The sequence below is a fragment of the Candidatus Proelusimicrobium volucris genome, assembly GCF_959605025.1.
Lineage (GTDB): Bacteria > Elusimicrobiota > Elusimicrobia > Elusimicrobiales > Elusimicrobiaceae > Proelusimicrobium > Proelusimicrobium volucris.
On sequence record NZ_CAUHCY010000002.1, the window covers coordinates 106,979 to 119,593 of the forward strand.

Below are 12,615 nucleotides of genomic sequence, written 5' to 3' on the forward strand. Positions count from 1 at the left end.
TTCTTTTTAGGAACGGCCGAACTTGCGGGTAATTTCCTTCATTTCCAGAGTGATCAAAGTCGGGCGGCCGTGCGGGCAGTGCAGAGCGTCTTTACATTTTTTCATATTTTCCAGAAGGGCAAGAGCTTGCGTTTTTTCCAATTTCTCGCCCGCCTTTATGGCCTTTTTGCAGGCCATGGTGGAAATTAGGCGATACTTTAGGCTGTCGTCGGATTTGACGGGATCGCCGATAACGTCGGAAAGCGAAAGGATAAAATCCTTTATGTTTTCTTCCTTAAATTTGAGCAAATTCGGTACGGAGTTTATCGTCAAAGTGCCGCTTGAAAAACGCGAAATTTCAAAACCCGCGTTTTGCAATGTTTTGCTCCAAGAGAGTACGGCCTCCAGTTTGCTTGCGGGCAGCTGCAGGCTTACCGGGAACATTAAAGGCTGGATTTGTACGGATGATTTTTCTATTTGCTCCATATATTCTTCGAAGTAAATTCTTTCCTGCGCGGCGTGTTGGTCAATCATTACCAGGCCTTGCGGGTTTTCAAACAGAAGATAACTTTGCTGAAGCTGCCCGATATAGGTATAAGGCCCTTTAAACCAGAGCGGTTGATCGGGCTGAGATTCCTCTATAAGATCGGGCGTCGTTTGCCGTGTTTGATTGGGGGCTTCTTCTTTTATTTCCGCGGCATTGTTAAAAGAATAGGAGGGCGGGACTTCAAAATCGTGAGCTTGTACTGTGTTAAAGGTTTTTAGGGTCATATCATTCAGCAACTGCCCCAAACACTGCGCCTGTTCTTTAAAGTCGGGCTTTTTCTCAAAAGCGGGAACGGGCGGGCAAATAAAAGAAGTTTTCTGCTCGGCCTCGGGCCGTTTGGATTGGCCAAGTTCAATGTTTTGGCTTTGCGCGTTTTGCAAAAGGGCATTGGCGATTTTTGAATATATAAAGTTAAAAACTTCGCTTTCATTTACAAATTTGATGTCCTTTTTTTGCGGGTGAATATTTACGTCAAACTCGCTTGGCGCAAGCGTCATAAAAATTACGGCCGAGGGATGTTTGTCTTTTTCTCTGTAAGGTTGATATGCTTTATATAAAGCCTGCTGTATCAGCTTGCAGGAAACGGGCCTCTTGTTGACAAAGAAAAATTGCCTGTCGCGCGCGGGATAAAGTTTATCCGCGGGCGAAACAAAAGCCTTAAAGCCGTGTTTTTCGTCCTGTATGTACAGCATTGTTTTTGCTATATCCTCGCCCAATATTTTGCCCAGGCGGTTTCTTAAACCTTGTTCGTCGTCTTTTTGCGCGGTTAGGGAATAGATTTTGGAGCCGTCCGTCCGGACATTAAATACCACCTGCGGGTTGGCCATGGCGGCTTCTTCCGCGCAGGAAAGAAGGTGGCTTCTTTCCACATTGTCCGATTTTAGGAATTTAAGTCTGGCGGGCGTATTAAAGAATAAATCCCGCACTTCCACAGTTGTGCCTTTTATCGCCGGAGCGGGGGCTTGATTGGTTATTTTACCTCCTTCGGCCTGTATCATCGCGCCTTTTTGGCCCTGCACGCAGGAGGAAACGGTTAAACGGCTAATGGCCGCTATGGAATAAAGAGCTTCACCCCTAAAACCGAAAGTGTTTAGATTATCCAAATCTTCAAAGTTTTCTATCTTGCTTGTAGAATGGCGCAACAGCGCAAGCGGCAGTTCTTCCTGCGCTATTCCCTGCCCGTTGTCGTTTACGCGGATTAGCTTTTTGCCCGCTTTTTCTATGTCTATATTGATAAGCGTCGCACCCGAATCCAAGCTGTTTTCCAACAGTTCTTTTAATACTCCGCTGGGGCGTTCTATCACTTCGCCCGCGGCTATTTTGCCGGCGGTTTTTGGATCCAAAATTTTAATATTTTTCACTCTAACCTCTTTTTCCATTCGGCTATAATCTGCAGAGCTTGCAGCGGCGTTATTTTATTTAAGTCTACCATTTTTATTTCCTGTACTATCGGGCTGGAGAATAAATCCGGCGCGCTGTCTTCCTGCATAGTATTGCTCATAGCCTGTTTTTCGCCGAGGTCGGCCAGGATTTTCTTAGCTCTTAATATGCAGCTGTGCGGCAGGCCGGCGATTTCGGCGACGTGTACGCCGTAGGATTTATCGGCGCCGCCGGGCTGGATCTCAAAGAGGAAGTTTAATTTTATTTCGCCGCTCGGCGTTTTGTATTCGCTTGCCGTCACGTGGAAGTTCTTTATACGGGCGTATTTTTCTTCCAGCTCCGTCAGCTCAAAGTAATGCGTCGCGAACAGTACTTTGGGCCCCGCGCCGTGCGGCTTATACAAAAATTCCGTTATGGCCCAGGCGATGGAAATGCCGTCGTAGGTGGAAGTGCCTCTGCCCACTTCGTCAAGCAGTATCAAAGTGGCGGGCGTGGCGCAGGCAAGGATATTGGCCGTTTCGCGCATTTCCACCATAAAGGTTGATTCCCCGCGGCTTAAAGCGTCCTGCGCGCCGATGCGGGTAAGAATTTTGTCGGTTAAAGGGATTTCGGCTGCGTCGGCCGGCACGAAGCTGCCCATCTGCGCCATAATGGTGATTAAGGCCGTCTGTTTTAAAAATACGCTTTTGCCGCCCATATTCGGGCCCGTTAAAAGTATTATTTGAGGGCCTTGCCCGCCCAAAAATAAATCGTTGGGCACGAAACTGCCGCTGGGGATATTTTGTTCCACTATCGGGTGCCGCCCCTTTTCTATAACCAAGGCCGAATTTGAAGGCGCGATTTGCGGCTTCTTGTAGTTGCCGTTAAGCGCGGCGCAAGCCAAAGAAAACATACAATCGCTTTTGGCTATAATCTTAGCCGTCTTTTTCAATATCGCCAAATTTTGGTAAAGATAAGATCTTATTTCTTCAAAGAGGGAAAGTTCTATGCGAAGGCTCTTTTCTTCCGCGGAGAGGATTTTCTTTTCCAGTTCCTTAAGTTCTTCCGTTATAAATCTTTCAGCGCCCGTAAGAGTTTGCTTGCGGATATAATCGTAAGGCACTTTGGATATATGCGTTTTTGTTACTTCTATATAATAGCCGAATACGGAATTGAACCCTACTTTCAAAGAGGGTATTCCCGTGCGATCCTTTTCCCGTTGGCAGATGGCCATAAGGGCTTGGTCGGCATGTTGTTTAAGATTTACGATTTCGTCGAGTTCGGCATTATATCCGGGCTTGATTATGCCGCCGTCGGAAAGTTTTGCGGGCGGATTGTCGTTTAAAGCGCGGGAGAGTAAATCCGAAATTTCTTTTATCTTGTTAAAGTGACTGGCGAATACGTCCCTTAGCTCCGGCAATAAGGATCCGTAATTTAGCAGCCAATCCTTAAATTTGTCGCAGAGATTTAAAGACTGTCTTAATCCCGCCAAGTCCCGCGGGGTGGCCGAAGAGGTGGCGACGCGGCTCATAATCCTTTCAATGTCGCAGACGTCTTTTAAGATTAAGGCGAGCTGGTCGCGCGCGGCTTCGTTTTCAAGAAGGGCCTGTACCGAGTTTTGTCTGGCCGATATTTCTTCTTTATCAAGCAGAGGCCTAAGTATCCACTCTTTTAAAGTCCTAGATCCCATAGGCGTTTTTGTATAATCCAATATCCCCCAAAGGGTATTCTTGCGTCCGCCCAAGGGGCTGGAGATAAGTTCCAAGGTGGCGACGGCGGCGCTGTCTAGTTGGAGATATTGCGATATTTCCTTGTAGAACGGAGCGAAATATTCCTTAAAATTATCATTTGTCCCGGCCATATATTTAAGGCAGGTAAGGCCGGCCTTTAAAGCCAAAGGATAATTCGTCAAGGTGCCGGGCCAATTATCGGGCAGTTTGTCTGTTTCGTAAGAAGCCTCGCAGGGTGAAAGAGTAATATCCTGCGGGATAATTATTTTAGTTTTCAGTTTGTTTAGGCTTTCTTTCCCGCCGATAATTTCGGCGGGGTTGATGGTGGCCATCAACGCCGAAAGCGCCGTCATATCCTCATCGTCGTCTTTCTGGGTTATCCAAAAATCGCCGGTGGAAGCCTCCAGACAGGCCACCCCCCAGCCGTTTTTGCCGGTCTCTACGGAGAGCAGGTAATTGGAATTGCCCGCCTCCAACATGGAATCTTCCAATACCGTTCCCGGCGTTATTATTTTGACTATTTTCCTTTCAAACAGTTTTGTCTTGGGGTTGGTGATGTTGGAGGTCTGTTCGCATATCGCTATTTTTTTGCCCGCCTTAAGCAGTTTCGCGATATAGGAATTGGCCGAATGGTACGGCACTCCGCACATCGGCTGATCGCCGCGCGCGGTTAAGGCTAGGCCGAGCAGGCGGGAGCCTTCTTTGGCGTCATCGCCGAACATCTCGTAGAAGTCGCCCAGCCTAAAGAACAATAAGGCGTCGGGGTTTTGTCCTTTTATGTCGTAATATTGACGCATGAGGGGGGTTAGTGTCATAGCGAATTATTGCTTCTCCTTTATAACGAGAGAAAGAATTTCCTTGGCGTCCGCGAGATTTTCGCAGCGGACGAATTTTTCCCTAACCGCGGCGGCATTGTTAAATCCGCTCAGCCAATAACCAACCGTTTTTTTGCTGCGGCTTATTCCTACTTTCTCTCCGTAAAATTTTACGTTTTCTTCAACAAGCGCAAGGAATATTTCCGCCCTGCGGGTATTGCCCACGGGCGTAAATTGCGCCCCGTTTAGGGTTTGCGCTATCTCTTTAAATATAAAAGGGTTTCCTATCGCGCCGCGGCCTATCATTACCGCTTGCGCGCCCGCTTCAAACATAGCTTTGGCGTCTTGCGCGTTTAATACTCCGCCGTTGGCTATGACGGGTATCTTTGCGACTTGGCAGGCGCTTTCCAAAAACTTTATGTTCGGCTCGCCGTTATGAATATCGACTGCCGCGCGAGCGTGTAAAGTTATGGCCGCGGCGCCGTTGTCCTGCGCTATTTTGGTAAGAAGCGGGGCTAAATTCTCTTGCCTGTTAAGCGACACTCTGGTCTTTAAAGTTACGGGGATTTTAACGCTTTTTACGGCGGCTTGCAAAATCTCGGCGATTTTTTCCGGCGTTTTCATCAATACGCAGCCCGCGCCCGCCTTGTTGACTTTCTTTACCGGGCAGCCGGCGTTGATGTCTATTATATCCGCGCCCTGCTCTTGCGCCCGCTTGCAGGCCAAAGCTATGCTTTGCGCGTCGCCCCCGAACACTTGCATGGAAATTGGGTGCTCCTCTTTTGCCACTTTCAGCATTTTTACGCTTTTGGCATTATCGTATTTTAAGGCCGAAGCCGATACCATCTCCGCGCAGACAAGCCCCGCCCCGCCTTTGAGGCAAAGTATCCTAAACGGGGTATCCGTTATCCCGGCCATGGGCGCCAATACTAAATTTGAGGGGCAGAGGAAATCCCCTATCTTTAATGGTTGTACGAAAGTCATTTATTCTTCCTTCCAGAGGTCTTGCGCAACAGAAAGCACTTCTTTATCCCTGTTTAGGCACCAGCGCAGTATGTCGCGAACTGTCCTGTCGGTATTTTTAAATTCAAAAACATTTAAAAATTCGTTATGGCCCATTCCGCCAGCGACTATATGGTCCGATACGGATATGGAATAAAGCCGCGCCGCCTGCATAGGCGCGCCGTTTATGTATAACTTCTTTATTTTTTTGCCCAAGGGGGCGTCCGCATCGTAAACAACCCTTAAGCCCGCCGTCTGCGGCCAGTTGTTTTTTGTCGCTATACTGTACTCCAAAGCGTTTTTAAGTTCATCTCCGCGCATTTTGATGAACATTACCCTATCGTTAAACGGTATGGCGTTGCCTAGCTGTACTTCGCTTAAAGGGCCTTGTTCGAAACCGTTTAAAAAAGCGTCGGAATTTATTATACCCAGTTCGTTCTTGCCCCAGCGTTTTATGCATTGGGCGGTATAGGCGCCCAACGGGGAAGGCCTATCACTGTAAGTGGGCAGAGCGATGCCTAGAGAAGCTATTTTGCGGCTGGTCGTTCTAAGCGCAACCTTGCGCATATTTTCTATTTCCCGTTCCAAATCTTCGTCTTGGCCCAAGGTGTCTTTATCTAAGATTACGGGCTCGAACTGATAAGATGAAAATTGCTTATTCTTGCTGAATTTAAGTTTTATTTTGGCCGTTTCAAAAAGCATCGGCGGGCAGCGGGTTACCAAAGTTTTGGAAATTTCTTCCGTCTCCGCGCCGGAAACGTCGCTGTTGCCGCCCAATATTACGGTAAGTTCCGGCAATTCTTCGGCGAGGATTTTCTCGTCCGTTTTTTTGCTGCTTAAATCCAAATCAAATCCGATGCTGCTTAAAAGTATGATTATGTCGGGATTGTGTTTTTCTAGTTGCGGAAGCAGCTCTCGTATCGCGGATATTTCGTCTTTTACCAAAAGAGAGGAATTCCTTAAAGTATCGGGGAAGTCCTGTTTAGACATTACTCCCAAAACAGCCGCTTTTATTCCGTTTTCTTCTGCTATAACGTATTTTTTGATGTATTTTGGCTGGGTTCCGTCTTTGTTTTCCAAGTTGGATACCACTATTGGGAAATTGGCCTTTTTCAAGCCAGATTCCACCACATCCCAGCCCAAGGCCAAATCGGCCGAGCTTAAAGTGGCGGCGGTATACCCCAATTTATTCATCAAATTGACGGCACCGTCAAGTTTAAATTGTTTGCCCACCTGCGTTTTGGAAAAAGTGTTGCCGCTGTCAAAAAGCATAAAGGGGTTTTCTTGGTTCGAGAGTAAATTCTTCAATACCGCGATTCCGCCGGTCGGACGGTTGTCGTTTTCGGCGGATTTGCGGGCCCAATAAAAACCTTGTATATCGTTCGTGTGAAAAATATCAAGCTCTATTCCCGGGTCTGGGCTGCAGGCGCATAAGAATATCAAACACGCCGATATGAAAGAGAAAAAATATCTCATTTTAAATCAACTTTCTTTATCCTTCCGTTCTTGACGCCTTTTATGCCCTTGGGATTGGCTTTGACGTAATCGATAAAAAGTTCCGTAATAGTCTTTTGGGAATAAGGTTCTTTATCCTCTATCTTTTTGAACATATAACCCTCAGATCCGCCCTTGGCGGTATAATCGTTGGTGCCTATGGTGTAAGTCCTTTCAAGGTCCAGAGGTTCCCCGTTAACCTTTACGGAAATTATTTGCGGCTTCTTGTGTTTGTATCCGTATTCCACTTCTACGCCGGAATATTGGAACAGGCTTCTGTTCTGTTTCAAACTTTTAAGTATCAGTTTTTTTAAGAAATCGCCCTTTACCCTTACGATATAGGGTTTATTGGGGAATGGGAAAATCTGATAAGCTGCTCTTGTGGTGATGTCGCCTTTAAGCAGAGCTTCGCGCACGCCGCCGGTGTTTTGCAGGCCTATTTCCGCGCCCGTATGTTTCTTGACCAAATCGGCAAAGAGATTGCCCAGCGGCGAATCGATATAATCCGCGTTTTTAGGTGCTGTGTTGGGGATGGTTTCCAAGGCTTTGCCGATAGGTTTATCCATATATTTGGCGCGGTTAGCCTCCGCAAACTCCTGCATATAAGGGTCGGGCGAATATTTATCGGCATCTAGTTCCACGAACTCCGAGTAGGCTTTTACGAATTTGCCTGTTTCGTCGTCAAATTCCAGCGTGATATGGCTTACATGCGTCAAGGCCGTTCCGCTTTCCACAAACAAAGTTCCGTTTTTGTATACGTTTTGGAAAACCTTATGAGCATGGCCGCCCAATACTACGTTTATTCCTTCAAGGCCTTTGATAAGGTCGCGGTTGTTTTTCTCGTCGGTATGTTTATCGTCTTCAATGGAGGCGTGCACAAGTAGGATAATGGCGTCGGGCCCCTGCTGTTTTAATTGGTGCAAAGCTTTTTTGAGGGCTTTTCTTTCGCCGGATATTTTTATATTGTCGGCTTTGGTGGAAAACTCTTTCCCTATGCCGATTACGCCTATCTTCTTGCCGTTGATGATATAGGTTTTAAACGGTTTAACTTTGGAGAGTGCGGGATTGTCGGAAGAGTCTTTTAAATTTGCGGCCAGAATGTCAAAAGCGGCGGAGTCGACGTTCTTTATCAAATTGGCTTTGCCGAAATCATTTTCGTGATTGCCTATGGTGGCGGCATTGTATCCCAGCCTGTTCATAAACTGTATGGAAAGGTTGCCGCCGGATTGTTTTGCCTCATAAGTGCCGGAGGAAAAATCGCCGCTGTCAAGCAGCAGATAAGGCGCCTGCTGTTGTTTTAGATAAGCGTCCAATACGGCAAATCCGCCGATATTTTTGCCGTTTGTTTTTCTGGGAAAGTAAAATCCGTGAGTGTCGGAAGTGTGAAAAATATCTACGGTTGCGGCAAAAGCGAAAGAGCCGAAAATCAAAAGAAAAGCCAAAGAAAGGAATTTTTTGAGCATTGGGCCTCCGTTCTAATAGAAGCGGCGTCGGTAACGCCGTCGAATAATTATATATAAAAAGGATAACAAAATTAGATATAATATGCAAAAGGGCCGGCGCGCCTGATTGACAGCTCGGCACGCGGTTTAATATAATATATAAGTCCCTTAAAAAGGGCGGATTTATTTCAGTTAGGAAATAGATGAAAATAAACAATAACAGAAGCAGTAAGGATCTTTTAAGAAAAAACGAACAAATCCGCGCCGCCGAAGTCAGATTGATAGACGAAGACGGAACAATGCTGGGCATAGTGAACATCCGCGAAGCCCTGGCAAAAGCGAGAGAAAAAGAGCTTGACTTGGTGGAGATATCTCCCACAGCGCAGCCTCCTGTTTGTAAGATATTGGAATACTCCAAATATATCTATGAACAGGGAAAGAAGAATAAAGACGCTAAGAAGAAGCAGAAGGCGGTCTCTTTAAAGGAGATACGCTTGAAGTCCAGAATAGCGTCCCACGACTTGGAAGTGAAAGTTAGGCAAATTGAAGGATTTCTTAAAAAGAAAGACATGGTCCGCGTGTCCGTCGTGTTCTACGGGCGCGAGAATCAGCATAAAGATATCGGCTTTGCGATGCTTAACGATATGAAAGTTAAGCTTGAGCAAGTGGGCGATATTGATGGCAATATACAGACGCAAGGCAACAGGGTAACCGTTACCTTCGTCCCCAAAGCATAAGAAAAGAGGTAAGGAAAGTTAATATGCCAAAACTAAAAAATCATACCGGAGCGAAGAAGAGATTTAGAGTTACGGCTTCCGGTAATTACAAAAACAGAAAAGCCGGCAGGCGGCACTTACTCGCCCCTGAAAAGGCAAGCATTAAGAGAGAAAGAAGAGAAGCCTCTATAATAGCGGCGAACTCGGCGGAAGGTAAAGTTCTTAGGAAATACCTTCCCATGAAATAAGGTTGGAGTGGCAAAATGAGAATAAAATTTAGCGTCGCGAGACACGCGAGAAAGAAAAAAGTTCTTAACAGAGCAAGCGGATACTACGGTGACAAATCCCGCCGCTTGAGAATGGCCACCCAGCAGGTGGACAAGTCCTTGGTACATGCGTACACGGACAGGAAAGACAAAAAAGGCAATTACCGCTCGCTCTGGATTACCAGAATCAACGCCGCGGTACGCGAAGAAGGCATGAATTATTCCACCTTCATCAGCGGCCTTAGCAAAGCCAATATTACGCTTAACAGGAAGATGCTTTCGGAAATGGCGATTAAAGACCCGACTTCTTTTAAACAGTTGGTCGATATAGCCAAGACCGCCGCAGCGAAATAATCGGCTTGGTAAAATCTGAGCGCCCCCGCCCTTAAAAGCGGGGGCGTTTTTTTATGGGGGGAAAAAGAGGGGTGTTCTCGGCGGTGTTTTATATTGATGTTTATGCGAAAGCCTTAAAGCGGCAAAAGTAAAAGCCGATATTTATTGTAATACGTGATTGAAATTATATGGGGTTACCGGAAGGCTTTTATTTAAGCCTGTACAGCTCTATGGTATTTTGCGTGGTAAGATCGGCCGTTTTGCTTAGCGTTTCGCCTGTAACTTCCGCTATGGTTTGGGCGATCTCGGGGATATAGGCGGGGGAGTTTCTCTGTCCGCGTTTGCTTTGCGGCGGCAGGTAGGGGCAGTCGGTTTCGAGGTGGATATATTTTAGGCCGACTTTTTTTACTATTTGGCGCAAGTCGTCGTTTTTCTTGTATCCTATAATACCGTTTATTCCTAGTTTAAAACCCATATCCAGCGCCTTAAAAGCGTCTTGCTCGCGCCCGCTGAAACAATGCATAATACCGCCAGTGTATACTGCGTTTTTTAGTATTGAAAACATATCTTCATAGGCGGAGAAATCTTGGGGATCCCTGCTCTTTCTGCAATGCAGTATAACGGGCAGGTTTACTTTTGCCGCCAATTTTAACAAGGCCGCAAAGGCTTGTTTTTGTACTTCTCTGTCTTTTGGCTGATCGTCGTATTCATTATAGTCCAGGCCGATTTCGCCCAGCGCTTTTACTTCCGGATTAAGAAGATATTGTTCCAAATCGTTTAAAGATTTATCGTTAAGAGTAGCAGCGTAGTCGGGGTGTATGCCGCATACGGGTAAGATTATGCCTTTGTACTTGCGGCTTAATTCAATGGCGGGCTGCCATTCTTCAATTTCGCAGGCGATTTCGGCAATGCGTTTGACGTCGGCTTTGAGGCACTGTTCAATAACCTCTTGACGGTCTGAGTCAAAGGCCGGGTCGTTAAGATGCGCGTGCGAATCTATAAATTCCATATATATATTATACCAATTTATAACCGCCTTATTTTGTTTATAAATTCTATTTTCCCCGACGTATTTAGACTTTTAATCAGCCTTTGCCGCGGCGATTTTTGGACAAGAATTTCGGCAAATTATTTTTAGCAGACTAAAAAGGGGATTGACAATTTTGATTTTATTAGCTAGAATATTAGCAGTCGTGATAAAGGTTTGCTAATAAATAAGCAAGAAGGTCGCCGAGAAATGAGGATACTTAAACCTGAGATAGCCAAAGAACGGGAAGAGAAAATATTAAGAATGGTAATCCAAGAATATGTGGAAACCAGGAAACCCGTAGGCTCGGAACTGGTGGCGCAGAAAGGGCTGCCCGGAGTATCAAGCGCGACGATAAGAAACACGATGAAAAAGCTGGAAGAGGAAGGCTATTTATATCAGCCGCACGCTTCCGGCGGCAGAATCCCCACCGACAAAGCATACCGCTTTTATGTGGACTATTTGTCCAAAATCCAAAAGATAGCCGTCAAGGAACGGGAAAGGATAGAAAGCGAATATAAACAGAGCCACGCGGAAATCAACCGCGTAATGGCGCAGACATGCAAGATGCTGTCGATGTTATCGCATTCGGCGGGCTTTGTGTTCAGGAGCAGCGTAGAGGATTTAAGCGTACAAAGGCTTGATTTTATACCGCTTGGGCCATATAACATTTTGGCCATATTGGTAACGGAAGAAGGGGTAATAAAACATTGGCCTCTTAGAGTTAACCGCGCGGTATCGCCTACTTGGCTTATGATGTTCAACCACTTCATAAACGAGCAAATATCGGGTTTGACGCTTAAAGACGCGCACAGGGTGCTGTCCGAAAATATGAGAAGAGGCAGCGCCGATCAGGAGGGATTTACGGAGCTGGCCTGCGATATATTAAACGAAATGTCAGCCAATCAGCATAGGGAGGAGCGTCTTTATATAGACGGCATCAGCCAGCTGGTGGACACTATGACGCAGGAAGAATACAGCCAACTCGGCCAGATGATGCGCATAATGGAAGAGCGTGAAAGATTTGCCGGGCTGCTTAGCGAAAAGATGCAGCAGCTTGACAGCGAGAACGGCAAAAGGATAGATGTTAGCATCGGTTCGGAGAACGAACTGAGCGAACTAAGGGACTTGAGCATAATATCTTCGGCGTGCAAGGTAGGGGGAAAGACTATAGGGCTTATAGGAATAGTAGGGCCCAAACATATGGAATATAACAGAATGATGTCGCTGGTAAATTTTATTGGAGATATGCTTGGCGCGACGATAAAGAATTGGCGGGCCTCATTGGAATTAAAGGAAAGGAGCGACAATGAATAAGAAGAAACATTCCAAGCCGCAGGGGGGAGAGGAACTTTTGGAAGAGGAAGGACTTTCGGAAGCGACTCAAGAAGAAGCGGCCGGCGAAGAGGAAAAAACGCAAGAGAGCGACAAAGCCGCTCAGTACTTGGAACAGCTGGTAAGATTACAGGCGGACTTTGAGAACTATCGCAAAAGGACGGAGAAGGAGAAGCCGCAGCTTATAAACTACGGCAAGGTAGAAACCTTAAAGAAACTTTTGCCGCTTTACGATACGCTTTTAAAGGCTGAAGGCGAAAGCGCTAAGCCGGGGGCGAACGTAGAGCATATAAAACAAGGCCTTAAAATGATATTTGATCAATTTGACAAACTTTTTAAGGCGGAGGGCGTAAAGATAATAAGCGCCAAGGGCAAACCATACGACCCTATGACGCAGGAAGTAATAACTACGATCGCATGCCCGCCGGAACAGGATGGCATAGTTCTAGAGGAACTGGCCGCGGGGGTGGAAATAGACGGGAAGACTGTCCGGCCGGCGCAGGTGATAGTGGGCAAAAGCAGTGAAGACGAGAAAGAAGAAGCAGAAAAACAAGAGATTTTATAAGGAGA

11 protein-coding genes are annotated in these 12,615 nt (G+C 46.3%); 5 read left to right on the forward strand and 6 right to left on the reverse strand.

Annotated features, from left to right (window positions below):
• Window positions 1-6: 6 nt before the first annotated feature.
• Genes mutL through ACQY3M_RS02595 form a run of 5 tightly spaced genes read right to left on the reverse strand, consistent with a single transcriptional unit; the run spans window position 7 to window position 8,389 of the window.
• Entirely contained in the window at window positions 7-1,887 is a 1,881-nt protein-coding gene (gene mutL / locus ACQY3M_RS02575; RefSeq protein WP_428065903.1) for a DNA mismatch repair endonuclease MutL, read from the reverse strand.
• On the reverse strand, window positions 1,884-4,430 hold the full coding sequence (gene mutS, locus ACQY3M_RS02580; protein ID WP_428065904.1) for a DNA mismatch repair protein MutS: 2,547 nt from the start codon (window positions 4,428-4,430) through the stop codon (window positions 1,884-1,886). The genes mutL and mutS overlap by 4 nt, the downstream gene beginning before the upstream one ends.
• 6 nt (window positions 4,431-4,436) lie before the next feature.
• Window positions 4,437-5,414 (reverse strand): tRNA dihydrouridine synthase DusB, encoded by a 978-nt coding sequence (gene dusB, locus ACQY3M_RS02585; RefSeq protein ID WP_428065905.1) that lies wholly within the window; start codon window positions 5,412-5,414, stop codon window positions 4,437-4,439.
• A complete protein-coding gene (locus ACQY3M_RS02590; RefSeq protein ID WP_428065906.1) occupies window positions 5,415-6,908 on the reverse strand; it encodes a bifunctional metallophosphatase/5'-nucleotidase in 1,494 nt (497 codons plus the stop codon).
• Window positions 6,905-8,389 carry a bifunctional metallophosphatase/5'-nucleotidase gene (locus ACQY3M_RS02595; RefSeq protein ID WP_428065907.1) on the reverse strand — a complete coding sequence of 495 codons (1,485 nt, stop codon included), beginning with the start codon at window positions 8,387-8,389 and terminating at the stop codon, window positions 6,905-6,907. The genes ACQY3M_RS02590 and ACQY3M_RS02595 overlap by 4 nt, the downstream gene beginning before the upstream one ends.
• Before the next feature lie 182 nt (window positions 8,390-8,571).
• Here ACQY3M_RS02595 and infC point away from each other — a divergent pair, with 182 nt between their 5' ends.
• Genes infC through rplT form a run of 3 tightly spaced genes read left to right on the forward strand, consistent with a single transcriptional unit; the run spans window position 8,572 to window position 9,704 of the window.
• Complete coding sequence (infC, locus tag ACQY3M_RS02600) at window positions 8,572-9,105, forward strand: translation initiation factor IF-3 (protein ID WP_428065908.1); 534 nt, start codon at window positions 8,572-8,574, stop codon at window positions 9,103-9,105.
• A 23-nt stretch (window positions 9,106-9,128) separates the two neighbouring features.
• Complete coding sequence (locus ACQY3M_RS02605) at window positions 9,129-9,332, forward strand: large ribosomal subunit protein bL35 (RefSeq protein WP_428065909.1); 204 nt, start codon at window positions 9,129-9,131, stop codon at window positions 9,330-9,332.
• Window positions 9,333-9,347: 15 nt separating this feature from the next.
• On the forward strand, window positions 9,348-9,704 hold the full coding sequence (gene rplT, locus ACQY3M_RS02610) for a 50S ribosomal protein L20 (protein WP_428065910.1): 357 nt from the start codon (window positions 9,348-9,350) through the stop codon (window positions 9,702-9,704).
• A gap of 187 nt (window positions 9,705-9,891) precedes the next feature.
• On the opposite strand, the gene ACQY3M_RS02615 is transcribed toward rplT, so the two are convergent.
• Complete coding sequence (locus ACQY3M_RS02615) at window positions 9,892-10,692, reverse strand: TatD family hydrolase (RefSeq protein ID WP_428065911.1); 801 nt, start codon at window positions 10,690-10,692, stop codon at window positions 9,892-9,894.
• A 228-nt stretch (window positions 10,693-10,920) separates the two neighbouring features.
• Between ACQY3M_RS02615 and hrcA the strand changes: the two genes are divergently transcribed.
• Together hrcA and ACQY3M_RS02625 are read left to right on the forward strand one after the other, a co-directional pair.
• A complete protein-coding gene (gene hrcA, locus ACQY3M_RS02620; protein ID WP_428065912.1) occupies window positions 10,921-12,027 on the forward strand; it encodes a heat-inducible transcriptional repressor HrcA in 1,107 nt (368 codons plus the stop codon).
• Window positions 12,020-12,610 carry a nucleotide exchange factor GrpE gene (locus ACQY3M_RS02625; protein ID WP_428065913.1) on the forward strand — a complete coding sequence of 197 codons (591 nt, stop codon included), beginning with the start codon at window positions 12,020-12,022 and terminating at the stop codon, window positions 12,608-12,610. The genes hrcA and ACQY3M_RS02625 overlap by 8 nt, the downstream gene beginning before the upstream one ends.
• Window positions 12,611-12,615 lie beyond the last annotated feature (5 nt).

Coding starts and splice junctions, on each gene's coding strand:
- mutS (WP_428065904.1), bottom strand. CDS start 4,430: ATGACACTAACCCCCCTCATGCGTCAATATTACGACATAAAAGGACAA.
- dusB (WP_428065905.1), bottom strand. CDS start 5,414: ATGACTTTCGTACAACCATTAAAGATAGGGGATTTCCTCTGCCCCTCA.
- ACQY3M_RS02590 (WP_428065906.1), bottom strand. CDS start 6,908: ATGAGATATTTTTTCTCTTTCATATCGGCGTGTTTGATATTCTTATGC.
- ACQY3M_RS02595 (WP_428065907.1), bottom strand. CDS start 8,389: ATGCTCAAAAAATTCCTTTCTTTGGCTTTTCTTTTGATTTTCGGCTCT.
- infC (WP_428065908.1), top strand. CDS start 8,572: ATGAAAATAAACAATAACAGAAGCAGTAAGGATCTTTTAAGAAAAAAC.
- ACQY3M_RS02605 (WP_428065909.1), top strand. CDS start 9,129: ATGCCAAAACTAAAAAATCATACCGGAGCGAAGAAGAGATTTAGAGTT.
- rplT (WP_428065910.1), top strand. CDS start 9,348: ATGAGAATAAAATTTAGCGTCGCGAGACACGCGAGAAAGAAAAAAGTT.
- ACQY3M_RS02615 (WP_428065911.1), bottom strand. CDS start 10,692: ATGGAATTTATAGATTCGCACGCGCATCTTAACGACCCGGCCTTTGAC.
- hrcA (WP_428065912.1), top strand. CDS start 10,921: ATGAGGATACTTAAACCTGAGATAGCCAAAGAACGGGAAGAGAAAATA.
- ACQY3M_RS02625 (WP_428065913.1), top strand. CDS start 12,020: ATGAATAAGAAGAAACATTCCAAGCCGCAGGGGGGAGAGGAACTTTTG.